Raw genomic sequence first — 25,901 nt, forward strand, 5'->3', positions numbered from 1 at the left:
GGCCCATGCTGGCGCTTGCCAAGGGGCGCTGCGCATTTGGATCAATAAGTTGTCAGTTACGGTCATTGAGCGACCGGTGGAGTGCTCATAGTCTGTGGCACATGACAGAGGGGTGCCAAAGAGCACCCACACTTTTTCCGTGATCGCTCGTTGTGGAGTTACCGATGGCCGCCGCTCATTACCCGCACCTGTTGGCCCCGCTGGACCTGGGTTTTACCACGTTGCGCAACCGCACCCTGATGGGCTCGATGCACACCGGCCTTGAGGAGAAACCCGGCGGTTTCGAGCGCATGGCCGCGTACTTCGCCGAGCGTGCCCGGGGCGGCGTGGGCCTGATGGTCACCGGCGGTATCGGCCCGAACGATGAGGGCGGGGTGTATTCCGGTGCGGCCAAGCTGACCACCGAGGAAGAAGCGCTCAAGCATCAGATCGTGACCCGCGCGGTGCACGAGGCGGGCGGCAAGATCTGCATGCAGATCCTGCATGCCGGCCGTTATGCCTACAGCCCGAAACAGGTCGCGCCGAGTGCGATCCAGGCGCCGATCAACCCGTTCAAGCCCAAGGAACTGGACGAGGAGGGCATCGAGAAGCAGATCAGCGATTTCGTCAGCTGCTCGACCCTGGCGCAAACAGCCGAGTACGACGGCGTCGAGATCATGGGCTCCGAAGGTTATTTCATTAACCAGTTCCTCGCCGCTCACACCAACCACCGCACCGACCGTTGGGGCGGCAGCTACGAAAACCGCATGCGCCTGCCGGTAGAGATCGTGCGTCGGGTGCGCGAAGCGGTCGGCCCGAACTTCATCATCATCTTCCGCCTGTCGATGCTCGACCTGGTGGAAGGCGGCAGCACCTGGGAAGAAATCGTGCAGTTGGCCAAGGCCATCGAGCAGGCCGGTGCGACCATTATCAACACCGGCATCGGCTGGCACGAAGCACGAATCCCGACCATCGCCACCAAGGTGCCGCGCGGTGCATTCAGCAAAGTCACGGCCAAGCTGCGCGGCTCGGTGAACATTCCGCTGATCACCACCAACCGCATCAATACCCCGGAAGTGGCCGAGCAGATCCTGGCCGAGGGCGATGCCGACATGGTGTCCATGGCGCGCCCCTTCCTCGCCGACCCGGACTTCGTCAACAAGGCCGCCGCCGGCCGTGCCGATGAAATCAACACCTGCATCGGCTGCAACCAGGCCTGCCTCGATCACACCTTCGGCGGCAAGTTGACCAGCTGCCTGGTGAACCCGCGGGCCTGCCATGAGACCGAACTCAATTACCTGCCGGTGCAGCAGATCAAGAAAATCGCCGTGGTCGGTGCCGGCCCTGCCGGGCTGTCCGCAGCGACCGTGGCCGCCGAGCGTGGCCATCAGGTGACGCTGTTTGATTCGGCCAGTGAAATCGGTGGCCAGTTCAACATCGCCAAGCGTGTACCGGGCAAGGAAGAATTCTTCGAAACCCTGCGCTACTTCAACCGCAAGCTGCAGACCACCCATGTCGAGGTGTGCCTGAACACCCGGGTCGATGTGGCGCAACTGGTGGCAGGCGGTTATGACGAGGTCATCCTCGCCACCGGCATCGCCCCGCGGACCCCGGCGATTCCAGGCGTGGAAAACGCCAAGGTGCTGAGCTACCTGGACGTGATCCTCGAGCGCAAACCGGTGGGCAAGCGTGTTGCGGTGATCGGCGCCGGCGGGATCGGGTTCGACGTGTCGGAGTTTCTGGTGCACCAGGGCGTCGCCACCAGCCAGGACCGTGAAGCGTTCTGGAAGGAGTGGGGCATCGATACCCACCTTGAAGCCCGTGGCGGGGTGGCCGGCATCAAGCCCGAGCCCCATGCACCGGCCCGTGAGGTGTACCTGCTGCAACGCAAGACCTCCAAGGTCGGCGACGGCCTGGGCAAGACCACTGGCTGGATTCACCGCACCGGTCTGAAAAACAAGCAGGTGCAGATGCTCAACAGCGTCGAGTACCTGAAGATCGACGACCAGGGTTTACACATCCGCATCGGCGAAACCGGCGAACCGCACGTGTTGCCGGTGGACAACATCGTGATCTGCGCCGGGCAGGATCCGCTGCGTGAATTGCATGACGGCCTGGTGGCGGCGGGGCAGAACGTGCATTTGATCGGCGGCGCGGATGTGGCGGCGGAGCTGGATGCGAAGCGGGCGATCAATCAGGGTTCGCGGTTGGCTGCTGAGTTGTAAATTGCAGGTCAAACGTGCCAATGGCTATCGCGGGCAAGCCCGCTCCCACAGGGATTTAGGTTGGTCGTCAATTTTGTGTACGACGCAAAACCTGTGGGAGCGGCGGTGCGACGATTCGACTTGCCCGCGATGGCGTCCTCAAGGCTGCTAATATGCCGGCTCTTCACCCAGAGCCGGCATTGATGCTTCTTCCTCAAAATGACTGGCTACCCCAAGCCCCCCTCGAACCCCTCCACCTCGACTGGCTCTCTACCGCCCACATCGAAGTCGCGATCCTGCGCCTGGACCAGCTCGACCCGCTGATCAGCGGCAACAAGTGGTTCAAACTCAGCGAACACCTCAAAGCCGCAGACCGGGCCGGAGCCAAAGGCATCATCAGTCTGGGTGGCGCCCACTCCAATCACCTGCATGCCCTGGCCGCCGCCGGCAAACGCTTCGGTTTCCCTACTGTCGGCCTGCTGCGCGGTCATCCGCAAGACACCCCCACGGTAAAGGACTTGCAAGCATTCGGCATGCAGTTGCACTGGTTGGGGTATGGCGGTTATCGCGCGCGGCACGCACCCGGTTTCTGGCAGCCATGGCAGTCACAGTATCCCGATCTGCAGCCGGTGCCGGAAGGCGGCGGCGGTTTGCCGGGCGCCAAGGGCTGCAGGCCGCTGAAAGCGATGGTCTGCGAGCAGTTGAACGGTCTGGGCTGGAACGACTACGACGGCTGGTGGCTGGCCTGCGGCACCGGCACGACCCTGGCCGGCCTGGTGTTGGCCGAAGCGGGCGAACATCCGGTTTACGGCGCATTGGCAGTGCCGGACGATCATGGCGTAGCGCAGCAGGTCGAGAAAATTGTGCAGGAAGCGGGTTTGCCTGATCCCGCGTATGAGCTCTTCGACGCCAGCCGCGGCGGCTTTGCCAAAGTCGATCCACTGCTACTCGAATTCATCGAACAGACCGAACTGGCCAGTGGCATCCCCCTCGAACCGCTGTACACCGGTAAAGCGCTGCTGGCACTCAAGCAGCAAGTCAACGCCGGAAAATTTACCCGGGGCACGCGCCTGATCTTCATCCATACCGGCGGCTTGCAAGGCCGCCGGGGGTTCAACCACGCTTAGGCATCATCCGCAGCAACGTGTTATCCCCCACCACATAATGGTGATAAATCCCCGCCACGGCATGCAGGCCGATCAGCCAGTAACCCAGGGTGCCGCCGAGTTCATGCCAGCCCTGGATCTGCTTGGCCAACGCCTTGTCCTCCGCGACCAGCAGCGGCAAATCGAAGCCATAGAACATCACTTGATGGCCTTTGGCACTGGTGACGAGCCAGCCCAGAATCGGCATGGCGATCATGAACAGGTACAACGCCCAGTGCATCAATTTCGCCAGCACGGTTTGCCAGTGAGGGGAGGCCGGGAAGATCTGCGGTGCCGGACCCAGGCTGCGGGCGAATAATCTCAGCCAGACCAGCACGAACACGGTCAAACCCAGCATGAAGTGCGATTCGGTGATCAGCGTGCGACCGCCGCTGCCTTTGGGAAAGATCCCGCGAAATTCGATACAGGCGTAGACCAGCGCCAGCAGGACCAGCATCAACCAATGCAGCGTGATCGACACGGTGCTGTAGCGTGAGTCGGAATTTTTCCAGGGCATACGGCGCTCCTCACAGGTCTGGTCAGGCCACCGTTCTTGGTCGACGATGTGCTTTAACTGTAATCCTGTTTCGCCGGGTTTGCCTCAGAGGCGTGAGGATTCAATGCTCTAAATCAGGTGATTGAGAAACAAACAGCGCTGCTCACCTTGCAGGAGCAAGCTTGCTCGCGATGGACGTCAACGCTAACGCATGTTTACTGGCTAAACGCGGCGTTCCTGTAGGAGCGAGCTTGCTCGCGATGGACGTCAACGATAACGCATTCATCCTGGATGAACGTATCGCTCTCGGGTCCTTCGCGAGCAAGCTCGCTCCTACAAGGGCGCGGTGAATCAGCTGCTTTGCGGCATTTCACCCTTGGCCAGGCGCTGGTTGATGTCGGCGATCACTTGCGGCAAGTCGGTGATGGTGTCGATCATGTAGTGCGGGCGCGAGCCTTCGAACATCCCGTGGATACGCTTGCGTTCGCTGGCCAGTTGGTCGCTGCCGAGGGCACGATAACCTTCGTAGTCCAGGCCCAGCGCGTTGCCCGAGCAAATCAGCGCGACGGTCCACATGCCGGCGCGACGGCCTTCGAGAATGCCCGGCACGGTGTCGTCGATCTTCACGCAGGCCGCGACATCATCGATCCCGAGGGCGATCACATTGGCCAGGGCCTGGGCCGGCCATGGGCGGCCGTTGGGGACTTCGTCGGTGGCGACCACGTGATCGGCCACGTAACCATTGGTGGCGGCCAGTTCGACCACCTTGTCCATGACCTGCTTCGGGTAGCCGGAGCAGGAGCCGATCTTGATGCCTTGCTGGCGCAGGTTGGCGATGGTGTCCAAGGCGCCTGGAATCAGCGCCGAGTGCTCGGCGATTTTCTCGATCTGCAAGGGCATGAAGCGTTTGTAGATGGCGGTGACGTCATCGTCGGTCGGCGTGCGGCCGAACACGGCGCGATAACGTTCGGCCACTTGCGGCTGATCGCACAGGGTACGGATGTGGTCCCACTTGCCCATGCCCATCGGCCCGCGGGCTTCTTCGATGGAGACCTGGACGTCGAACTCGGCGAAAGCCTCGACGAAAATCTGGGTGGGGGCGAAGGAGCCGAAGTCGACCACGGTGCCGGCCCAGTCGAGGATGGCGGCTTGCAGTTTGGTTGGGTTCGTGTAGTTCATGTGACGTATCCCTTGTAGGAGCGAGCGGTTCGGCGATCCGACTTGCCCGCGAACGAACGATGATGAGGTTTGACGACTGACCGCGTCGCCTGTGTTCGCGGGCAAGCCTCGCTCCTACAGGGGACGGCGGTGTCTGTTGGTTCAGATTTCCAGCACTTCCATCTCGCGCAGCACTTCAGCCACCGCCGCCACGGCCGCGTGCATCTCGGCCTGGTTGACGTGGCCGATACAGCCGACGCGGAAGGTGTCGACCTGGGTCAATTTGCCGGGGTAGAGGATGAAACCCTTGGCCTTGACCCGTTCGTAAAATTCCTTGAACTGATAGCGCGGATCTTTCGGCGCGTGGAAGGTGACAATGATCGGCGCCTGGATGTCGGCCGGCAGGAAGCTGCGCAGCCCCAGTTTGGCCATGTCATCGAGCAGCACTTGGCAATTATTGGCGTAGCGCTGATGCCGGGCGGGCAAGCCACCTTCTTCGTTGTATTGCAGCAGGGCTTCGTGCAGCGCGGCGACCACGTGGGTCGGCGGGGTGAAGCGCCACTGGCCGGTCTTGGCCATGTAGCTGTGCTGGTCGAACAAGTCCATCGCCAGCGAGTGCGAGTTGCCGGCGGCATTGGCCAGGGCCTCCTTGCGAGCGAAGACGAAGCCCATGCCCGGTACGCCTTCCAGGCATTTGCCCGAGGCGGCGATCAGTGCGTCGAACGGCACCTGTTGCGCGTCGATCGGCAGCGCGCCAAAGGAGCTCATGGCGTCGATGATCAGGCGTTTGCCGTGTTGCGCGATGACCTGGGCGATGTCCGGCAGCGGGTTGAGGATGCCGGTGCTGGTTTCGCAGTGAATCAGCGCCACGTGAGTGATGGCGGGGTCGGCCCCCAGCAGGCGGTCGACGTCGGCGGCGGTGGTCGGTTCGTCTTCGGCGGTTTCAAAGGTGCTGAAGGAGCGGCCGAGCACCTCGCAGATTTTCGCCAGGCGTTTGCCGTAGGCGCCGTTGATCAGCACCAGGACCTTGCCGTTGCGGGGCACCAGGGTACCGATCGCCGCTTCGACCGCGAAGGTGCCGCTGCCTTGCAGGGGCACGCAGTGGTGGCTGGCGCCGCCGTTGATGATCGCCAGCAGTTGCTCGCAGAGGCTGGCGGTCAGCTGATTGAAGCGGTCATCCCATGAACCCCAGTCGACCATCATCGCCTGGCGGGTGCGGGCCGAAGTCGTCAACGGGCCGGGGGTGAGCAGGATGGGTTCGGCAGTACTCATTCTCGTGTCCTCGCAATCGATGGGATGAATCTATGGGGCCTAAATTGCAATTTGCCGAGCTATCAATCAAATTGTTTGTTGTTATGCCAGCCATCAGTGAGAGTTATTCATGAACCTGTTCCAGCTCCGCGCGTTCGATGCGGTCGCCCGCGAGGGCAGCTTCACCCGGGCCGCCGCGCGGCTGTTCATCAGCCAGCCGGCGGTCACCGGCCACATCAAGGCGCTGGAGGAGCACTACCAGATCACCTTGTTGCGCCGCACCGCGCGACGAGTGGAGTTGACGGAAGAGGGCACCAAACTGGCGGCGATCACCCGGGCCATGTTCGGCCTGGCGGAAGAAGCGCAGGTGATGCTCGAAGCCAACCGGCAGTTGCTCACCGGGCGCCTGGAAGTGGCGGCGGACGGGCCGCACCTGGTCATGCCGATGCTGGCCAGCCTGCGCGCGCGTTATCCGGGGATCACCGTGAACCTGCGGCTGGGCAATGCCCAGGAAACCCTGGCGGCGTTGCTGTCGGAACATGCCGATGTGGCGGTGCTGACCGAGGTCGAGCCGCGCAAGGGCTTGCATCTGCAGGCGCTGAGCGAATCACGGATCTGCGCGCTGGTGCCGGCAGGTCATCCGTGGGCACAGAAGCCGAAAGGCGTGCAGATCAAGGAACTGGATCAGGTGATCATGGTGTTGCGCGAGCCGAGTTCGACTACCCGGCGCACGTTTGATGAGGCGTGCGCCCAGGCCAAGGTCAATCCACGGGTGTTGCTGGAGCTGGACAGTCGTGAAGCGGTGACCGAAGCCGTGGCGGCGGAACTGGGGGTGGGCGTGGTGTCGTCGGTGGAAGTCAGCCATGACCCGCGGGTGGTGGCGGTGCCGATTATCGGTGAGGGGTTGGTGAATCGGCACATGATGGGCTGCCTGGAACGGCGGCGGGAATTGCGCTTGATCCAGGCGTTTTTCGGGTTGGTGCCAGCCAGATAAACCGCGGCGCGGCCATCGCGAGCAAGCTCGCTCCCACAGGTTTTGCGACGTACACAAGTTCGGCAGCCAACCGAAATCCCTGTGGGAGCGAGCTTGCTCGCGAAGGGGCCGGACCTGCCTGAACAAGACTCCCACACACCATCTCCCACAGGGATCAGCGGTGGTCACACCTTTTGTGCCTGATGCAAAACCCCTGTGGGAGCGAGCTTGCTCGCGAAGGGGCCGGACCTGCCTGAACAAGACTCCCGCGCACCATCTCCAGAAACGTCGCCACCACCCGCCGCGAACTCTGTTCGCGCAAGCACACCAATGTCTCGGTCAATCGCCGTGTGCAATCGGTAATCGGCAACGCACACACCCGCGAATCCGCGCCGAACTCGGCAGCCGACACCACCCCTACGCCAATCCCCACCACCACCGCCTCCCGCGCCGCTTCCCGGCCTTCGACCTCAATCGCCGGGCGGATGCGAAACCCGGCCCGGGCCATTTCCTCTTCCAGGGTCTGGCGCGTCACCGAGCCGATTTCCCGCAGCACCAGCGGCGTGTCGTCCAGGTCCGCCAGGCAGATGGATTCGCGGTCGGCCCACGGATGATGGCGTGAAACAAACGCCACCATGGGGTCATTGCGCAGCGGCAACGAGATCAGCCGCTCGTCGCTGACATCCCGTCCCAGCAACGCCAGGTCAGCCTGATAGTTGAACAGGCGAAACAGCGATTCATCGGTATTGCCGGTTTCGATTTTCACGCTGATGCCGGGGTAGCGCTCGCAGAATTGGGCGATCTGGGGCAGCACATGCACCGGCGCATCCACCGCCAGAATCAGGCTGCCGGTCTGCAGCGCCTGGGAAGCCTGCAGCAACTCCTGCGCCTCGGCCTCGATGACAAACAAGCGCTGAGTGACGCTCAACAGGCGCTCACCCAGATCGGTCAGGCGCACCGAGCGTTTATTGCGGTGGAACAACAACACCCCAAAGCGCTCTTCGAGTTTGCGCACTTGGTCGGAAATCGCCGGCTGCGTGAGAAATAGCCGCTCGGCGGCACGGGTGAAGCTTCCGTGAACGGCCACGGCGTGGAAGGCTTTGAGCTGGGCGTGGGAAACCGACATCGAAACCTCCAGTAACAAGCTGAGCTTGTATTGGAAATACGATAAATCGATTTCATTTATTAATCTGTAATTGTTTTGATCGACCCCAATGAACAACCCTATCGACACCCTCAAACGTTGGCGCGTGCAGATCTTCGTGATCACCTGGCTCGCTTACGCCGCATTCTATTTCACCCGCAAAGCCTTTGCCGTGGCCAAACTGGGGATCGCTGAAGACCCCGGGTTCACCCTCGACAAAATAGCGATGGCCAACCTCGACGCCATCTACCTCGCCGCTTATGCCATCGGCCAATTCACCTGGGGCATCCTCGCCGACCGCTTCGGCCCCAGGGTCGTGGTGCTCGGTGGCTTGCTGATTTCCGCCGCCGCCGCGCTGGTGATGGGCAGCTTCGCCACCTTGCCGATCTTCGCCACCTGCATGTTGATCCAGGGCCTGGCGCAGTCCACGGGATGGTCGGGGTTGTGCAAGAACATCGGCAGCTTTTTCCCCGCCGAGCAGCGTGGGCGGGTGCTCGGGCTCTGGAGCTCCTGCTACGCCTTCGGCGGACTGGTGGCCTCGCCGTTCGCCGGCTGGTGGGCCTACACGCTGATCGGCACCTGGCACGCGGCGTTCATTTCCAGCGCGGCGGTGGTCGGCCTGGTCGCGTTGCTGTTCTTCATTTTCCAGCGCAACACACCCGAGGACGTCGGTCTGCCGGCGGTGGAACCAGCGCCCGAACTGACCGCCGACGAGGCCTGCGCGCAAAGCAAAATCAGCATTCTCGAACCGCTGCGGGAAATCCTGCGCAACCGCACTGTACTGGTGTTGGGGCTGGCGTACTTTCTGCTGAAACCGGCGCGCTACGCGATCCTGCTCTGGGGCCCGGTGATCGTCTTCGAGCAGATGCCCTCGGTGGGCAAGGTCGGCGCGGCGATCATTCCGACCGCGTTCGAACTGGCCGGGTTGCTCGGGCCGATCCTGCTGGGCCTGGCCTCCGACAAACTGTTCGGCGCCCGGCGCATGCCGGCATGCGTGATCAGTCTGCTGGCGCTGACCGTGTCCCTGGCGCTGTTCATGGGCGCACTGCACACCGGCAGCGTGGTGCTGGTGGTGGCCCTGTTGTTTGTCATGGGGCTGACCTTGTACGGACCGGACGCCATGATCAGCGGCGCGGCCGCCATCGATTTCGGCACCGCCAAGGCAGGCGCGACGGCCGCCGGGTTCGTCAACGGCTGCGGCTCGGTCGGGGCGATTCTCGGTGGATTGCTGCCGGGCTACTTCGACTCCGTGACCGTGTTCATCGTCTTCGCCGGCTGCGCGCTGTTCTCCGCGCTGGTGTTGATCCCGCACTGGAACAGCCGCCCGGCTGCCCTGCTTGCCGCAAGCGCAGCCGTGCCGAATCGGCCGATGCGCGTAAAACCCCTGCGTACATAAGGATCGACCCATGCGACCTTTGTGGCTGAACAGGCGCTCGCGGCCGAGTCCTGCACGGCGAGCACCTCGGGCGAATGCCAGTCAGTTAAGCCTCACACTCTCTGTGGCGAGGGAGCTTGGTGGCGAGGGAGCTTGCTCCCGCTGGACTGCGCAGCAGGCCCCTGCATTTTTGGGAGATGGGGGGCCGCTTCGCTGCCCAGCGGGAGCAAGCTCCCTCGCCACAGGTTACTCAGTGCTTGTTCTACTGGCGTCAGGGCAAGGCTGGCAAGGGCTGAGCGTCAGGGCGTGAGGTCCGAGCGATTCACCAACCAGTCGAGCAGCAAGCGCGTGTCGCTACGAGGTTCACGGGGGCGGGCCGGTTCAGGCGGGTAAACCTGCCCGAGGCCGACACACAGTATCGGCCGGTCCGGATCGCTGTCGAGAAAACTGATGAACACCTCGCTGCCGGCCCTTGGCAGTCTGCCGGGATCGATCCAGCCGTCCGGTGTTGTCACGGCGAGCGGCAGCCAGAGGCCGACGGACTCCTCCGCATCGGCGTGCGTCGCTGGCCACAGCCTGACCTGAATCCGGCCGCGATCGTCGAGCTCGGGCGGTTGTCCGGCCGGGCCCAGCACCCGGGCTGGCTGATAACCCGGAATGCTCGGCCTGGGTTGTTTCAACGCCGGGCGGAATTCCGTTGACCAGGGAATGGCGCTGAACTGATTGCGGTACATCAGGGCATTGCTGTCCCGGGCCGGAGCCGAAGGCTGTCGCCCCTGATGGCGGGACTCGATGAGCAGCCATTGATCGTTGAAGCAGGAGAGCGGATGCGCGGTCACCTGGACGATCCGCGCGCTGCGCAGGGCGCCGTGATTGCTTTGGCCATGGACCTGCTGCTGCAGGCAACGCAGGCGCTGCAACTGTCGGCGGCTGCGTCGGTCCTGCTCGGGATCAGGCCTGGCCATCCTCGGCGAAGTCTTGCCGAAGGCATGGTTGGCCGCGCCATCGCCGGCATTCGGCGCGCCACGGTTGCCGGCCTCCCTTCGCGGGTGCGAGGGCAGGACGTCATGGCGCTGGAATAACTCACTGATCGCCGGCCGCGTAGGTTCCAGCGGAGCGTCCACCTGGAAAGGCGTCAGCAGCGGCTCCTGGGGGAAACTCAGGCTGTCGTCGGCCAACACCAGCACATGCCCGTCGCGGTGATGGTCGAAGTGATAGTGAATGCCTTCTTCCTCGCACAGGCGCTGCAGCAACGCCAGGTCGCTCTCCTCGTACTGAACGCAAAACGGCCGCAGCGGATAGTGCCCGTTCGCCAGCTCAAAGCGATAGCTGCCGGCGGGCAGGTCATGCTCCTCCAGTAGCTGTTGCAGGATCATCGGCACGCTGAGGTCATGGAACACCCGGCGGCGGCTGTTGCGGTCCAGTGCCTGCAGGTAGGGCACCAGCACCATGGTGTAACCGACCTGCTGCGCACCGCGGTATTCGCGACTGGCGCTGTGGAGGATGCCGTGAAAGCCCTGGCCATGCCCCAGGCTGAGAAACAACGGCTGTTGCAACAACTGGTCGAAGGGCATGGCCGGCGGCAGGCCGATCACCTCGACTTCGAATCGATAGGGCTGGTTGAGGGCTTCCTGCCCGCTGAACTGCACCACCTGAAAACTCAAATCGTCCTCGAGCAGTGTCAGGGTGAAGGGGCTTTCCTTGTCGTTGAGCATCGGATGCGCTTCTGCCATGGAATACAGGCGAAGAGGGTACGAAACCATGGCCCCTTGTAGTCACCGCAAATCGAATTTTCAGAAACGTCCTACAACCACCGGCGAAGATGTCGATTCATGACCCGGTCGAGCGGGTGGATTTTTTGGTCGATTGCCAACTTTAGGCCGTATAAACTTGCGCAAAGCGTCGGCCAATAGATGTCTCGGCGCCACAGATAAGAGAGTGAGTAATGGGCGCACAGTGGAAGGTTAAACACAAAGAAGCGGCATCTAACGCCAAGGGCAAGATCTTCGGCAAACTGGTGAAAGAGATCACCATTGCCGCGCGCAACGGTGCCGATGTGGCGACCAACGCGCACCTGCGGCTGGTGGTCGAGCAGGCGAAAAAGGCTTCGATGCCCCGGGAAACCCTGGAACGTGCGATCAAGAAAGGCTCGGGCCAGCTGGGCGAGACCGTGCAATACCATCGCGTGACCTACGAAGGGTTCGCCCCGCATCAGGTGCCGCTGATCGTAGAATGCGTGACCGACAACATCAACCGCACCGTCGCTGAAATCCGCGTCGCGTTCCGCAAGGGCCAGCTCGGCGCTTCCGGTTCGGTGGCCTGGGACTTCAACCACGTCGGCATGATCGAAGCGTCCCCGGACAGCCCGGACGCCGATCCGGAAATGGCCGCCATCGAAGCCGGCGCCCAGGATTTCGAGCCGGGTGAAGACGGCGCGACCCTGTTCCTGACCGAGCCTGCGGACCTTGATGCAGTACAGAAAGCATTGCCGGAACAAGGTTTCACGGTGTTGTCGGCCAAGCTGGGCTACCAGCCGAAGAACCCGGTCAGCGGTTTGAGCGACGAGCAGATGGCGGAAGTCGAGGCGTTCCTCGAAGGCCTGGACAACCATGATGATGTGCAGGATATGTTTGTCGGGTTGGCGGGCTAAACATCAAAAGATCGCAGCCTGCGGCAGCTCCTACAGGTTTACACAAAACCCTGTAGGAGCGAGCTTGCTCGCGATGGACTCAAGAGCGCCGCGTTTAGCCAGTAAACACGCATCATCGTTAACGACCATCGCGAGCAAGCTCGCTCCCACATTAGTCCGCGTCCATCCAGGCAACCCGGTTAATTGTGGGAGCGAGCCTGCTCGCGAATGGCCGCGCAGCGGTCACCCACTCTTCAATTTCGGCACCATCTTCCACATTAGTCCGCGTCCATCCAGGCAACCCGGTCAACTGTGGGAGCGACCCTGCTCCGGGCGGTGTTCCGACGAATGACCGCGCAGCGGTCACCAACCATTCAAACTCTGCACAACCTCGCTAAACCCAGGCCGCGCCAGCACCTGCGGCTCACAGCAACGCCGCTGCAAATCCCCCAACCGCCCACGCCCCTCATCACTCAACCCCGACTCGATCCGCTCCAGCAGTTCCCCCAGCAGAATGCCAAACGCCCGCACCTCGATCCGTTGCAAAGCACGGCTTTCAAAGGTGTCCGCGGTGGCATGGAACGACGCCGCGCCAAAGTCCCCAAGCAGGCAATCACCCTGCTCATTCCACAGAATATTGTGGCCATACAGGTCGCCGTGGGTGATGCCCTGGCGGTGCAGATGTTCGGCCGCCAGCGCGATCCCGCTGGCGATCCGCAAGGCCACACCCGCGCTGAACCGGGTGTCGTTGGCGTAGACGTCCCGGCTGCAGGATTCCAGGCTCGGCAGTCCGGCCAGGTTGCGGTACACCGGATCGATCAGCTCCATCACCAGCCCGGCCTGCGCGTGCGGATGTCCGACAATCCGCCCTTCGATCCGGATCAGGTTGGGGTGCAGGCCTGCGGTGATGCAAGCGTTCATCTCATGCAACGGCGAGCCATCGCTGGTCATTTCGCCTTTGTAGAGTTTGACCGCGACCTGCGTAGCCGATTGACCCGGCCGCTCCCAGGTGGCGCGATGGATCACCCCCGAAGCGCCTTCGCCCAGTTGCTGCTCCAGGCGCAGTGCTGACCAGGGGATGCTCGCGACCGATTCCAGCGCGGCCGCATCGGCTTCGGTTTCCAGCGGGTTGCCGGCGTAGGCCAGCCAGGCCAGGCTCGGCAGGGTCAGCAACCACTCGGGCAGTTCGCTCAGCCGGTTGGCGGCGATGCGGATCAGCTCGAGTCGATGGCAATGACGCAGGCTTTCAGGCAAACGCTGCAAACGGTTGCCGGACAACATCAGTTTTTGCAGGTGCGGGCGTTCACCCAACTCGGTCGGCAACTCGCTGAGGTGGTTGTCGGTCAGGATCAGCCACCGCAATAGCGGTGGCAGCGCCGCGCCTGGCACTGTTTCGATGTAATTGGCCTTGAAGCCGACCATGGTCAGCGCGGTACATTGACCGAGGCAGGCGGGGAGTTCGGTGAACCGATTGTCCGAGCAGAACAGCACCCGCAAACGACTCAGGCGATGCAAGTCATCCGGCAGCCGGCTCAAGGCGTTACCGCTGAGGTTGAGCACCTCCAGCGAGTCCGCCAGGTCGAAGATTTCCCTGGGAAACTCCGTCAGGCCGCAGGCGAGATCGAGGCGGGTGACGCCCGACAATTGGCCGGCGCGCAGTTGGGCAAGGGTGTCCATGAACAGATTCGCTATTGATCGAGGGGAGGGCTCGGTGCCCTGGGAATGGGCGACATGATAGCGGCAACTTCCACCAACTGCCCCAACCGACTCCGCGTCCGCGCCAGATCAATCGCATCACCCCCCAGGCTTTCCCGCAATGACCGCTGTCCCAGCAGCACCAGATGCTTGTCCTGATCGTACAAAACATCGACCAGATTGATAAACCGCTGCTGAGCCGCCATCGAACACTCAGCGAGATTGGGCAATTCATCGATGACCCAGTGATCGAAACGCCGGCACAGCTCCAGGTAATCCATGACCGCCGTGGGGTGGTCGCACAGGTCGCCGAAGGTCAAACCAATGGTTCGCCCTTCACAGTATCGGGCCCGCAGATGCCGTGTGCCGACGGGCACCGCCAGCGCGGGAGCGTCCGGCTCGGGCAGGTTCAAGGCCTGACGTTGCGCCAGCGTGGCCGGCCAGACGTAATGGCCCTGTGTAAACACCTGCTGGGCGTGGGTTCGTGCCTGACTGCGATAGTCGTGGGGGCCGCCGACCTCCATGACCTGCATCCGCGTGTTGATCAGGTCGATCACCGGTTTGAAGCGCGCATGGTACAGCGGGTTGGGCAGCAAACCCTCGGGTGGGTAATTGGAGGTGACCATCAGCAGGATGCCCCGGCGGAACAGCGCCTTGAACAGCCGCGTAATGAGCATCGCATCACCAATATCGTGAACGTGAAACTCGTCGAAACACAGCACCCGGCAGTCGAGCAGCAGCTCATCGAGCGTGGTCGCCAGTGCATCGGGCTGCTCGCGATGACTGAACATGCCTTGATGCAGTTGCGCAAAGAACTGATGGAAGTGCAGACGCTGTTTTTCCGCGATCGGCAGGGCCTGGAAAAACCCGTCGAGCAGCCAGCTCTTGCCGCGCCCCACAGCGCCATGCAGGTACAAGCCGGGCAGGGTGTGCGCCGAGGATCCGAGCAACATCGTGGCGTGCTGCGCCATGCAGTCGATCACTCGCTGCTGGCTGTGGCTGAGGGTGTAGCCCTGGGCATGCGCCTTGTGGTGAAAGTAATCGTGAATGACGCGACCGGTCGCGGTGCCGGCCGCAGGCGATGCCTTGCCGAAAATGCGGCGCAACGCAGGCCAACGTGGTGTGAATCGCGAACGGTTGGGCGGTCGAACGGCCACTGTGATGTCACCCCATAATGTCCAGGCCGGCTCCCCCGAGCGGCGGTGTAGTGTAACCAAAGGGCGAACGACCCGACCACTGCGCCGTGCGCTGCCCCCTGTAGGAGCTGGCTTGCCAGCGAAAGCGTTATATCAGCCAATACATCTATCGACTGACACACCGCCTTCGCTGGCAAGCCAGCTCCTACAGTTGATGGGGGCTGGCCGCAATTTTTGTGCTCGGCGCTGATCCCCTGTGGGAGCGAGCTTGCTCGCGAAGGCGCCGGCACATTCAACCAATCGATCGACTGACAGACCGCTTTCGCGAGCAAGCTCGCTCCCACAGTTGATGGGGGCTGGCCGCCATTTTTGTGCTCGCGCAGACCCCTGTGGGAGCGAGCTTGCTCGCGAAGGCGCCGGTACATTCAACAAATGGGTTGGCAGACAGACCGCTTTCGCGAGCAAGCTCGCTCCCACAGTTGATGGGGGCCGGCCGCGATTTTCCCGCAGGGGTTGATGGGGTGGTCAGAACTGCACGGTCTGCCTGAGCATCTGCGCTGCCGGTGTGTCGCTTGGGCTGACCATCGCATAATTATACCCACCCCCCGACCAATACTCCGCCTGCAACTCGCCATCGCGGCGACTGCCCCGGGGCAGCAGGAAGTTTTTCGGCCCGGGTGGCCGTACGTAAAAGCTGATCTTGTGCCCGCCCTGATCCTCATACACCACCATCGCCGCCGGCCCTTGCTCGGTGCTGAGCAAGCGTCCGCTGGCCGGTCTGAAGCCGGCAGCCGAGAGGTCAGGCAAACGATGGGCCTGGGTGAAATAACGGTCGAGCCAGCCCTGCATATCGCCGTCGTCGCCGGCTTTGTAGTCAGCCGGCAGCAGGCCTTGCTGGGCAATCAGGCGATAGGCTTGCAGGGCATCGGTCATCGGCAGCGGGGCACCGACCAGCGTCATCTCCCGGGCCTGCCAACCGCTGAACCCGCCGACGCTGACCGCGATCAACAGCACCGCGGCGCTCGCCAGGTGACGACGGGATTGCCGTGTGCGGCGCTGGCGAATCAGCGCCGGATCGAGGTCCGGGTTGGCCGGCCGCTGCAAGGCGCCGCTCAAGGCGGCGCGCAATTGTTGAGCGTCCTGTTGCCAGGCCCGTACCTGGGCCGCCACTTCAGCGTTGCCGGCCAGAAAGGTGTCCACCTGACGCCGCTCGTCATCGCTCAATTGGTGGTCGACATAGGCGTGCAGGTCCCGCTCGCTTGGGGGCATGCTGATCATTTGAGTCTCCGCAGGGAAGGACGGGCGATTTCGCCATCGCTGAGTTGGCGCAAGGCCTGGCGCGCCCGGGACAGGCGCGACATCACGGTACCGACCGGGACATCGAGGATCTCGGCGACCTCCTTGTAGCTCAAGCCCTCGACCGAGACCCAGAGCAGCAGGGCGCGCTGTTCAGTGTTGAGCCGATCAAAGGCCTGCAGGGTCGATTGCGCGATCACGGTGCGCTCGACCGAGGGCTGCGCATCATCGCGTCCGGTAAAGAATTCGAGCATCCGCGCATACCGCCGGGAGCGCCGGTGCGCATCGAGAAACTGCCGATACAGAATCGAAAACAACCAGGCACGCAGGTCGCCCTCGGGACGTTTGTCGCCCCAGCTCGACAGCGCGCGCTCCAGGCAGGACTGCACCAGGTCGTCGGCGCTGCTGGGATTGCGGGTCAATGACACCGCGAATCGTCGGAGCCTGGGGATGATTTCTCGCAGTTGTTCGTCGATATCGTTCATGAAGGCCTGACCAGTCACTACGCTGGACTAGGAAGACGCCCGGCACCCGAGGTTATTCCACGCCTGAAAAAATAAACACCGGGCCATGGAATAAACCTGCACCGGGTGCGTCTGCTTGATTCTTCTCACTTGTGGCCGATGGCCCAGGAGTCTTTCATGGTAGATCGCTCATCACCGCCAACCCGGCCACCCTTGAGTGCCGCGAGCCTGACATTGCGCCTGGCCGGTATTGCCGTGGTGGTCGCCGCAGTGGCCGGGGCCTTTGCCTACGTCAACGGCACCCTCGATCCACAACGTCTGACCCCGAAAAAACTGATCAATGTGCTGGAGACCAACAACGGCGTGCACCCGGGCTTCCGCCGTAATCACTCCAAAGGCGTGTGCGTTATCGGCCACTTCGAGAGCAGCGGCGAGGCGCGCGCCTACTCCAGCGCCCAGGTGTTCAATGATCCGCAAACCCCGGTGGTCGGACGTTTCGCCTTGCCGGCCGGTAACCCTTATGCGCCGGACAACAGCGTGCCGATCCGCAGCCTGGCACTGCGTTTCACCCAGGCCAACGGTCAACAGTGGCGCACCGGGATGAACAGCATGCCGGTGTTTCCGGTGGGCACGCCCGAGGCGTTCTATCAATTCCAACAGGCGCAGTCGCCGGACCCGGCCACCGGCAAACCCAATCCTGCCGCCGTGCCAGCGTTCTTCGGTGCGCATCCGGAATCGGCACCCTTCCTGGCCTGGGTCAAAACCGCCAAGCCCTCAGCCAGCTACGTGACCGAAACCTACAACAGCGTCAACGCGTTTTACCTGGTGAACGCCGCCGGACAGCGGCAAGCGGTGCGCTGGAGCATGGTGCCGGTGGCGCAGGATGCGCCAGGCGCCACGGCACCGGAGGGCGGCGATTTCCTCGAGAAAGACCTGGTCCAGCGGATGGCCGCAGGGCCGCTGCGTTGGCAATTGAACATCACCTTGGCCAACCCCGGCGACCCGGTCAACGACGCCAGCAAGGCTTGGCCTGGCGACCGCAAAGTCGTAAACGCCGGCACCCTGGTGCTCGAGAGCACCCAGGCGCAACTCAATGGCGAATGCCGAGACATCAACTATGACCCGCTGGTGTTGCCCGCCGGGATCGAAGGCTCCGACGACCCGCTGCTCGCGGCGCGTTCAGCCGGTTACGCCAAATCCTACCTGCGTCGCACCAGCGAAGTCAGTCAGTTGCCCGCCGCTAAACAGGAGTCTGGTCAATGAGCGCTCATCCAAACCATTTCGCGCCGCTGGCGCGACTGCTGCACTGGCTGATGGCGTTGATGGTCATCTCCATGCTGTTTATCGGCGCGGGGATGGCCGCTTCGGTGTCCGAACGTCATGAATGGCTGATCAATCTGCACAAACCCTTGGGCGTGGCCATTTTATTGCTGGTGATCGTGCGTATCGGCGTGCGCTTTTCCACGCGACAGCCGCCGCTGCCGGCGGACCTGCCGGGCTGGCAAGTGCTGGCGGCCAAGGCCTCGCACTTGTTGCTGTACGCCTTGATGCTGATCCTGCCGCTGCTGGGCTGGGCGATGATCTCGGCGGCGGGGGACCCGGTGATGCTCAGCAGCTCGGTACAATTGCCCTCGATCGTGCCGGCCAATGCGCAGCTGTTCGCGTTCCTGCGCAAGGCGCATGGCTACCTGGCGTATCTATTGTTCCTGACCATATTGCTGCACCTGGCCGCAGCGCTGTTCCACGCCTGGGTACGTCGCGATGAAGTACTGGACAGCATGTTGCGCGGCAAGGACCGCACCTAACCCCTCACCCCTGTAGGAGCTGGCTTGTCGGATCGCCGCACCGCAGCGAAGGCGGCCTCAAGCCATGCATCGCTCATGAAGACGCCTTCGCCGGCAAGCCGGCTCCTACAGGGTTCGACGTTTTCGCAAACCATCTGTACACGCTGATCATGTAGGAGCTGGCTTGCCAGCGAAGGCGGCCTCGAGCCTTGCGGTGCCCATGAGGACGCCTTCGCCGGCAAGCCGGCTCCTACAGGGTTCGACGTTTTTCGCAATCGATCTGTACGCAGGTGACAATGTTTGGCGTTGACCACAATCCATCTGCACACCGCTGATCGTGTAGGAGCTGGCTTGTCGGATCGCCGCACCGCAGCGAAGGCGGCCTCAAGCCATGCATCGCCCATGAAGACGCCTTCGCCGGCAAGCCGGCTCCTACAGGTTCGGCGTTTTTCGCAATCCATCTGTACACCGGTGACAGGGTTTGGCGTTTACCACCATTCTTCTGTACACCGCTGATCATGTAGGAGCTGGCTTGTCGGATCGCCGCACCGCAGCGAATGCGGCCTCAAGCCCTGCATCGCCCATGAAACGCCTTCACCTGCAAGCCGAGCTCTACAACCATACGGCATCCCATAACGGATAATCCTGCACGCGCCTGACGAGGCCTGCGCGCACGGGATTGGCGACAACGTAACGGGCCGCCGTCAACAGATTTTCCTCACGGCGGAGCGCGCGATCATGGAAGCCTTTTTGCCAGAACCGGCCCGAGCGCCCCAAATAAGCATTGATCTCTCTCGCGCTGCGGGATTTAGTCGCAAGCATCAACTGCGCCAGCGTGCTGTTCTGCAGTTCGACCAGCCAGTGAAAGTGATCGGGCATCACTACCCAGGCCAGGGAGTCGGCGTATCCCTCTGTTTGAACATGACGAAATTGATTCACCACCAAACGTCCCGCTCGCCAATCGCTGAAAACGGGTTCGCGCAAATGGGTGACGGCAGTGAGCAGATAGATTTGTCCGGACTGGGAGTAACGCCCGGTGCGCAGTTGATTCGCGTGGGAACGAGTGGGCATTCCTTTGCCTTCCTGTGTAGGTAGAAAAGAACAAGGTTAGCGCGCAGATAACTTAATTCCGTAAAGGTTTGGGTCTGGATGTATCAGCGTCAACACCTTCGCCCGCGTTATCGCAATCCATCTGTACGCAGTTGACAATATTTGGCGTTGACCACAAACCATCTGTATACGCTGATCATGTAGGAGCTGGCTTGCCAGCGAAGGCGGCCTCGAGCCTTGCGGTGCCCATGAGGACGCCTTCGCCGGCAAGCCGGCTCCTACAGGGTTCAGCGTTTTCGCAATCCATCTGTACGCAGGTGAAAGGGTTTGTCGTTGACCACAAACCATCTGTACACGCTGATCATGTAGGAGCTGGCTTGCCAGCGAAGGCGGCCTTGAGCCTTGCATCGCCCATGAAGACGCCTTCGCCGGCAAGCCGGCTCCTACAGGGTTCAGCGTTTTCGCAATCCATCTGTACGCAGGCGAAAGGGTTTGTCGTTGACCACAAACCATCTGTACACGCTGATCATGTAGGAGCTGGCTTGCCAGCGAAGGCGGCCTCGAGCCATGCATCGCCCATGAAGACGCCTTCGCCGGCAAGCCAGCTCCACAGGGTTCGGCGTTTCAGCGCAAGCTATCAACCACATCCGCCACAGTCGCCAACACATCCTTACCCAACTGCTTCGACCGCTTCCCCGACCACCCCGTCAACGCATTCGGCGCATCGTTGTTGTCCTTGAACGGCATCTCCAACGTCAGCGACAAACAATCAAACTTCTCCCCGACGGCATTGCACGCCAACGTCATATTGGCCTTGCCCGGCAGATCGCGGGTATAGCCATGCCTGGTCTGGAAATCCTTGGTCTGGTGCTTCAAATGACTGCGGAAATGCTCTTCAAGTTTCTCGATCCGCGGCGTGTACCCCGGGTTGCCTTCGCAACCGGCGGTGAACACATAAGGAATCTCTTCATCGCCATGAATGTCGAGAAACAGGTCGACCCCGTACTGCTCCATTTGCTGCTGCACGAACAACACTTCCGGACTGAGTTCCTGGCTCGCACTCTGCCAGGCGCGGTTCAGGTCCTGGCCCATGGCGTTGGTGCGCAAGTGACCGTGGAAGGCGCCATCGGGGTTCATGTTCGGCACCAGGTACAGGTCGGCGCTGGCCAGTAATGTCTGCAGCACCGGATCGTCATGCCTTTCGAGGCGTTCGATCACGCCTTCCATGAACCACTCGGCCATGTGTTCGCCGGGGTGTTGCTGGGCAATGATCCATACCTTGCGCCGGCCTTCGGCGCCCGAGCCTTTGCGCAGCAGCTGGATGTCCCGACCTTCGACGCTTTTGCCGGTGGCCAGCAGCTCGGTGCCGGCCTTGGCCAGCGCCTGCTCGATCAGCCAGTCATGGCGACCGCGGCTATAGGGTTCGAAGTAGGCAAACCAGGCATGGGTGGCGGTGGTTTCGAGGCTGAAACGCAGGCAGTCGCCCTCGAAGATGGTCGGCACGCGGAACCAGTTGACGTGGTCATAGGACGCCACCGCCTGGTAACCGTCCCAGGCCTTGTTGTACGAGGATTTGCTCGCATTGTTCAGGCGGAACCAGTGTTCCTGGCCGACATGCAGGCCGCTGGCCTTGAAGTGAAACCACTGGAAGTGCTGGCTGCGGGTGTCCGGCCGGATGGCCAGCAACGCCTGCAGCGGGTTGCTGATATCGAGCACTTCAATGTTGCCGCTGTCGAAGTTGGCGCTGATGTCGAGAGAGGATTTGGCCACGGTCATAGTCGATTCCTGAATATGATTTTTATGGCTGGTACTTTACACGCTGGGAAGGGAAAAACCGGGGGAAATTGCGGGCTGAAAGGGGGGGCGTCGTCCTTGACGCCGAGGCAGCTTAGAGACTGTGCGATTGATTCTCAAGTGCTATTTTTGATTAGTTTGGGCCAATGATGCCGGGCCTCTCTTGCCAACGGATATTCTTTTGATATCATCCGCGCCATTCGGATTTGTAACACCAAAAGACTTCATTAGCCTGAAGGTAAAAGCCAGAAAAACTGGCAAAAAAAGACCCGGCAAAAAGCCGGGTCAAAAACCGTGATTAGCCTGATGAGGAGAGTGTCCAGGAGACCGACCTAAGGTCCCTTGGACAATCGACTGATCTCGCGACCAGCTGCATGCAATAATAATCATTCTCGTTTGCAAGTCAAATGTTTTTATCTGCGCGATTGGAAAATTCTTTCCCGTCCTTCTCGAAAGCCTCCTCGTTTTCAACCGTTCTGAGCACTCTCCAGGGACCGATCCACCAGCGCCCTGGCCATGTCGATCATGTGCACCGTCGAAAAGGCCAGATGCCGGTTGGGCCCCTCGACGCCGAATCCGGCCTGGTGCATAGCCTGGTGGGTACTGCGGCCAATGTTCGACTTCTAATTTTTTGAGCGTCGAGTAGTGAGGGCATCAAAAATCGCTGGGGACTTCAGATCTTCCCCAAAGCTGGATTTTTTCACAACGCCATCACACTTTATTCAAAAGAGTATTTTTTTTCAGTGATGAAAGCCGGTTCCTTCCAATTAGGGCCTTTTCTTAACCCTCCGCCGGTATCGACTATAAATCCTCCGTTCACCATGTTGCTAACAAGCTTCAAAAGTTCTAGGTTATTAGAGATTTTAACCCAGCCATTTCTGTTGTAAAGCCCATCCAGTCGTGGATACGAGATGCCACTTTCACTTTTGGTGAGGAAAAGGATAACGTCTCTAGGTTCTTCTGAAACAATCACATCATTGATAGTGCTCATTTTCCTTCCCTCTCAGTCTGTACTCTGTCTGCCTCTATCGCTTCTGGCGTATAGAACAAATCAAAACCATCTTTTAGCTTGTAGTCCTCTAATGTCGCTGCATGAGTATTGTTCCAGGTAGTACCATTGTCTTTTGGCGCTGTCCCATCTATAACTCCTAATGCTCTATACCGCTCTAGCTCCCTGATTTCGTGGGTGTAGAATCGTTTATCGACATCAGTAATGGATATTTCGCCTCGTAGAATTTTGTCCAGACGGTCGATCATTATTGTATTTGCATCGGATGGGTCGAACCGTCCAGTATGCAGCTTAACCAAATCAATGCCGTCCTGAGTAACCGACGCTGTTGTCCAATCGAGGTTTTGGGTTGGGCCTCCAGCTTTGTCGGGATTGTACATTCGCCCGCTGTGCTCTCCTTTGGTTATTGCCCCCTCATACGGAGAGTTTAACATCACATAGACCGGCGCAATCCCTGAGTCTAGTGGAAACCAGATTATCAAGTCATTCGCTGTGGGTAGTGCACCTGGGTAGGTCTCAGCCTCAACCTTGATCGGTTGGAGAGCGATGCCGGTGTATACCGGGATTTCTTGAGGTACGGCAGGTGTTGTGCTCGATGGGTTATCACTCCCCGGCGCATCGCCAGGCGTCCAGGTCAAAGTGATTGGCGGCTGATCGGGGATAGTGCTGGTCAATACCACCTCATACAGACCTGTCGTGGAATTAAGCGTTGCGGCTCGTACAGGAACACCCTTCGGTACACTCACACCATCGGTACTGACCACAGAGATGACCGATCGATCACCTTTGACTTCGTTGGTCAAACGCAATGGCAATTCGACTGTGCCTTGTGCCGAAGCAATGCTTTGCAGGTCCGTACCGGGCGGGAGCCCCAACTGATCGGCATTCGTGCCAAAACCATAGCGGATACGGTCAGGCGTACGGTCATGTGAGTCGTCAGCTGTCGAGCTGGAGTACAGCGCTAATGAGACAAACGCGGCGATGTATGCGCCAGGGCCTGCCAGGGCTATCCGGCCCAGCTCAGCAATGGCTTTGGCGATAGCTTGAGCCAGGGTGGCTGCACCTTCACCTACCTGAACAAGCCCTTGTCCGACCACTGAGATAGCGCTGGCATTGGCAGGAATAGCGAAAGTACCGGCTGCGCTGAACACGGTCTGCCGAGCGGCTTGCTGTTGCGTCACACGCTGTGTTTCTGCTTCTGCTTCTGCTTCTGCTTCTGCTGCAATGCGTGCCTGTTCAGCGGCTTCGGCAGCTACGCGTTGGGCCTCTGCCTCAGCGGCCAGTCGAGCTTGTTCTGCAGCTTCGGCGGCTATGCGTTGCGCTTCTGCTTCTGCTGCAATGCGTGCCTGTTCAACGGCTTCTGCCGCTAGGCGTGTGTCCTCCTCGGCTTGGGCAGTAGCAACGGTCTGGGCCAGTACTGCGGACTTTTCGGTAAGAATTCGGATCTTCATTTCGAGGACTTTTGCCCTATAGGTCGCTGCAATTGACGCTTCCCAGCTCCTGTAAATTTCGATGGGCGCACTTGAGCTACCAAGAAGAATATTTAAAAAATCCACCGAGTTTTGTTCTATTCTCACCGCCAGCATATTCCTACCAAAAAAGGCATTAGCGGCTGCGTTGCTGTTGGCCAGCTCCACGGTGTTCTGCGCAATCAGACTATCGACGATGGATTTTTCAGTCTTGGCCTTTTCAAACGCAGAGAGAGAATTAGGCCCTAGTGCAGAAATTATTTCGGCATCAACATCCGCCGTCAATTGCGGCAGGTAAGCCGTATAGGAATTCTCGATATAACTTTGAGCGTTGATGACAGTTGCTAACACCGACATTGTAAGGTGCTGAGACCTAATATTTTTTTTATTGAAAAACGCATCGATTTCAGAGTTGGCGAGATTTTTGCCATCCCATGGAAGTGGCCTGGCAAACACTCCACCTCCAGGGAAAGGGGCTGGGGGATCGGGAAGTTGCGGATCAGGTGTCACGACTGTAGGAGGTAGGGTAATACCGTTTTGTGGCATGAGTTTCTCCTTTATGATTGATGCTGCAACAGCTAGGTTCTAAACATGATGCTCAATGCTTCGAAAGAAAAAATATGGGTACAGAGAATGAGTCTCTGCAAGTGGGAGATAAGACTTAATCAGGAATGATTTAATCTGCGAGATCGAAATTTCTTTCCCGTATTCCTTCGAACTCATCCCCGTTCTCAGCCGTTCTGAGCACACTCAAGGGACCGGTCCACCAGCGCCCGGGCCATCTCGATCATGTGCACCGTCGAAAAAGCCAGATGCCGGTTGGCGCCCTGAAGGTTATTGCCCGACTCGTTGGCGGTGGCGGCTGCACAACGCAGCAGGTCCGAGGCATGGACCAGTGCCTCTTCACTGCTGATATTGCGCCTCACATCAAAGAAGCGTTCTTCGACCACTTCCTCTGAAACAGCAGGTTTCAAGTAATAGTCCAGCGCTCTCTGCGCGGCCGCAAAGCCTTCGGGCGAGGTGAGGGTGGTGTCGATCGGCATGTCTGGCAGGTCATGGCTGGGATTGGTCATGGTGATGGCAAGCTCCGTGTTGGGTTCATATCCGTGAAACAATCCTAGTACAAAGTGTATTTGTGACGAGAATTTAAATACTACAAGTTGTGTTTTGATGACCGGAGGCACCCACGTATCGTGCCGCACATGGATAAATGGATTGAATTGGTCAAGGCCAAGATGAGTGAACTCAAAATCACTCAAGAGATACTCGCCGAGCGCGTCGGGATGTCCCAGGGCGGCATTGGCCATTGGCTGAACAAACGTCGCCAGCCCGGCATCGATGACATGAATCGGGTGCTGCAGGCGCTGGGCCTGGACTTTCTCGAGGTGGCGCTGGTGATCCGCGAGCCGGACGCCTCGCAGGCCGACGGCCTGGATCTGGCGCAAAAGTACAACCCGTACTTCCGTTATCCGGTCAGTGGCTGGCGCGCCACCGCAGAGGTGCGTGAAGACGAGCCGGCGGCCTACGGGCAGGCGCGTTTCGAACTGTCCGATTACCCGGCCCTGGGCGCGGCGTTCTGGCTGGAGGTGACAGGCGATGCGATGACGGCACCGACGGGCCTGAGCATTGCCGAAGGCATGTTGATCCTGGTGGACCCGGCCGTGGAAGCGCTGCCGGGCAAACTGGTGATCGCCCAGTGGCCGGACAGCGCCGAGGCCACGTTTCGCAAGCTGATCGAGGAGGGCGGGCAGCGTTACCTGGTCCCGCTCAATCCGACCTACCCCAAAGCCCTGTACACCCCGCAATGCCGAATCATCGGCGTGGTGGTCCAGGCCACAATCAGGTTCTAG

Annotated in this window: 23 protein-coding genes; 8 read left to right on the top strand and 15 right to left on the bottom strand. The window is 60.7% G+C overall.

Annotated features, from left to right (window positions below; genetic code table 11):
* Positions 1-164: 164 nt before the first annotated feature.
* Both ACA062_RS08240 and ACA062_RS08245 read left to right on the top strand, forming a co-directional pair.
* The gene (locus tag ACA062_RS08240) at positions 165-2,204 is read left to right on the top strand and encodes an oxidoreductase (RefSeq protein ID WP_497455941.1); all 2,040 of its coding nucleotides are present in this window, start codon (positions 165-167) and stop codon (positions 2,202-2,204) included.
* 182 nt (positions 2,205-2,386) lie between these two features.
* A complete protein-coding gene (locus tag ACA062_RS08245) occupies positions 2,387-3,310 on the top strand; it encodes a 1-aminocyclopropane-1-carboxylate deaminase/D-cysteine desulfhydrase (protein WP_497455942.1) in 924 nt (307 codons plus the stop codon).
* Here the strand turns inward: ACA062_RS08245 and ACA062_RS08250 are convergent.
* The 3 genes from ACA062_RS08250 to ACA062_RS08260 all read right to left on the bottom strand — a co-directional run bounded on the left by ACA062_RS08250 (position 3,297) and on the right by ACA062_RS08260 (position 6,254).
* Positions 3,297-3,845 carry a cytochrome b gene (locus ACA062_RS08250; RefSeq protein ID WP_497455943.1) on the bottom strand — a complete coding sequence of 183 codons (549 nt, stop codon included), beginning with the start codon at positions 3,843-3,845 and terminating at the stop codon, positions 3,297-3,299. The genes ACA062_RS08245 and ACA062_RS08250 overlap by 14 nt on opposite strands.
* Positions 3,846-4,175: 330 nt before the next feature.
* Complete coding sequence (gene phnX, locus ACA062_RS08255) at positions 4,176-5,003, bottom strand: phosphonoacetaldehyde hydrolase (protein ID WP_128871030.1); 828 nt, start codon at positions 5,001-5,003, stop codon at positions 4,176-4,178.
* 141 nt (positions 5,004-5,144) lie between these two features.
* Positions 5,145-6,254 (bottom strand): 2-aminoethylphosphonate--pyruvate transaminase, encoded by a 1,110-nt coding sequence (locus ACA062_RS08260; protein WP_497455944.1) that lies wholly within the window; start codon positions 6,252-6,254, stop codon positions 5,145-5,147.
* Between the two features lie 109 nt (positions 6,255-6,363).
* Between ACA062_RS08260 and ACA062_RS08265 the strand changes: the two genes are divergently transcribed.
* Entirely contained in the window at positions 6,364-7,227 is an 864-nt protein-coding gene (locus ACA062_RS08265; RefSeq protein WP_497455945.1) for a LysR substrate-binding domain-containing protein, read from the top strand.
* A 154-nt stretch (positions 7,228-7,381) separates the two neighbouring features.
* Here the strand turns inward: ACA062_RS08265 and ACA062_RS08270 are convergent, their stop codons facing one another.
* Positions 7,382-8,332: a LysR family transcriptional regulator gene (locus ACA062_RS08270; protein ID WP_497455946.1), complete on the bottom strand. Its 951-nt coding sequence runs from the start codon at positions 8,330-8,332 to the stop codon at positions 7,382-7,384.
* An 88-nt stretch (positions 8,333-8,420) separates the two neighbouring features.
* Between ACA062_RS08270 and ACA062_RS08275 the strand changes: the two genes are divergently transcribed.
* Positions 8,421-9,746, top strand: a complete 1,326-nt coding sequence (locus ACA062_RS08275; protein ID WP_497455947.1) for an MFS transporter — start codon at positions 8,421-8,423, stop codon at positions 9,744-9,746.
* A 278-nt stretch (positions 9,747-10,024) separates the two neighbouring features.
* On the opposite strand, the gene ACA062_RS08280 is transcribed toward ACA062_RS08275, so the two are convergent.
* Positions 10,025-11,440, bottom strand: coding sequence for a type VI secretion system Vgr family protein (locus ACA062_RS08280; protein ID WP_497455948.1), 1,416 nt, complete (start codon positions 11,438-11,440; stop codon positions 10,025-10,027).
* Positions 11,441-11,670: 230 nt separating this feature from the next.
* On the opposite strand from ACA062_RS08280, the gene ACA062_RS08285 reads away from it, so the two are divergent.
* The gene (locus ACA062_RS08285) at positions 11,671-12,375 is read left to right on the top strand and encodes a YebC/PmpR family DNA-binding transcriptional regulator (RefSeq protein ID WP_064676688.1); all 705 of its coding nucleotides are present in this window, start codon (positions 11,671-11,673) and stop codon (positions 12,373-12,375) included.
* A gap of 342 nt (positions 12,376-12,717) precedes the next feature.
* Here ACA062_RS08285 and ACA062_RS08290 read toward each other — a convergent pair whose 3' ends face one another.
* From ACA062_RS08290 to ACA062_RS08305, 4 genes are all read right to left on the bottom strand, one after another.
* Entirely contained in the window at positions 12,718-14,031 is a 1,314-nt protein-coding gene (locus tag ACA062_RS08290) for a leucine-rich repeat-containing protein kinase family protein (RefSeq protein WP_497455949.1), read from the bottom strand.
* Between the two features lie 11 nt (positions 14,032-14,042).
* On the bottom strand, positions 14,043-15,206 hold the full coding sequence (gene zapE / locus ACA062_RS08295) for a cell division protein ZapE (RefSeq protein ID WP_497455950.1): 1,164 nt from the start codon (positions 15,204-15,206) through the stop codon (positions 14,043-14,045).
* Between the two features lie 504 nt (positions 15,207-15,710).
* A complete protein-coding gene (locus ACA062_RS08300) occupies positions 15,711-16,463 on the bottom strand; it encodes an anti-sigma factor family protein (RefSeq protein WP_497455951.1) in 753 nt (250 codons plus the stop codon).
* Positions 16,460-16,966, bottom strand: a complete 507-nt coding sequence (locus ACA062_RS08305; RefSeq protein ID WP_497455952.1) for a sigma-70 family RNA polymerase sigma factor — start codon at positions 16,964-16,966, stop codon at positions 16,460-16,462. Before ACA062_RS08305 ends, ACA062_RS08300 begins: the two co-directional genes overlap by 4 nt.
* 156 nt (positions 16,967-17,122) lie before the next feature.
* Here ACA062_RS08305 and ACA062_RS08310 point away from each other — a divergent pair, with 156 nt between their 5' ends.
* Together ACA062_RS08310 and ACA062_RS08315 are read left to right on the top strand one after the other, a co-directional pair.
* On the top strand, positions 17,123-18,208 hold the full coding sequence (locus ACA062_RS08310; protein ID WP_497455953.1) for a catalase family peroxidase: 1,086 nt from the start codon (positions 17,123-17,125) through the stop codon (positions 18,206-18,208).
* Positions 18,205-18,750, top strand: coding sequence for a cytochrome b (locus tag ACA062_RS08315; protein ID WP_497455954.1), 546 nt, complete (start codon positions 18,205-18,207; stop codon positions 18,748-18,750). Before ACA062_RS08310 ends, ACA062_RS08315 begins: the two co-directional genes overlap by 4 nt.
* Positions 18,751-19,341: 591 nt before the next feature.
* Here ACA062_RS08315 and ACA062_RS08320 read toward each other — a convergent pair.
* The 6 genes from ACA062_RS08320 to ACA062_RS08345 form a co-directional block, all read right to left on the bottom strand.
* The gene (locus tag ACA062_RS08320; RefSeq protein ID WP_497455955.1) at positions 19,342-19,800 is read right to left on the bottom strand and encodes an REP-associated tyrosine transposase; all 459 of its coding nucleotides are present in this window, start codon (positions 19,798-19,800) and stop codon (positions 19,342-19,344) included.
* Positions 19,801-20,403: 603 nt separating this feature from the next.
* Entirely contained in the window at positions 20,404-21,555 is a 1,152-nt protein-coding gene (locus tag ACA062_RS08325) for a M14 family metallopeptidase (protein WP_497455956.1), read from the bottom strand.
* Between the two features lie 485 nt (positions 21,556-22,040).
* Complete coding sequence (locus ACA062_RS08330) at positions 22,041-22,187, bottom strand: DUF6124 family protein (RefSeq protein ID WP_497457380.1); 147 nt, start codon at positions 22,185-22,187, stop codon at positions 22,041-22,043.
* Positions 22,188-22,291: 104 nt separating this feature from the next.
* Positions 22,292-22,564, bottom strand: coding sequence for a hypothetical protein (locus tag ACA062_RS08335; protein ID WP_497455957.1), 273 nt, complete (start codon positions 22,562-22,564; stop codon positions 22,292-22,294).
* Positions 22,561-24,597: an S-type pyocin domain-containing protein gene (locus tag ACA062_RS08340; RefSeq protein ID WP_497455958.1), complete on the bottom strand. Its 2,037-nt coding sequence runs from the start codon at positions 24,595-24,597 to the stop codon at positions 22,561-22,563. The genes ACA062_RS08335 and ACA062_RS08340 overlap by 4 nt, the downstream gene beginning before the upstream one ends.
* Positions 24,598-24,782: 185 nt before the next feature.
* A complete protein-coding gene (locus tag ACA062_RS08345) occupies positions 24,783-25,124 on the bottom strand; it encodes a DUF6124 family protein (RefSeq protein WP_497455959.1) in 342 nt (113 codons plus the stop codon).
* Between the two features lie 129 nt (positions 25,125-25,253).
* Here ACA062_RS08345 and ACA062_RS08350 point away from each other — a divergent pair, with 129 nt between their 5' ends.
* A complete protein-coding gene (locus ACA062_RS08350; protein ID WP_497455960.1) occupies positions 25,254-25,901 on the top strand; it encodes a LexA family protein in 648 nt (215 codons plus the stop codon).

This window comes from Pseudomonas sp. LBUM1679, assembly GCF_059695565.1.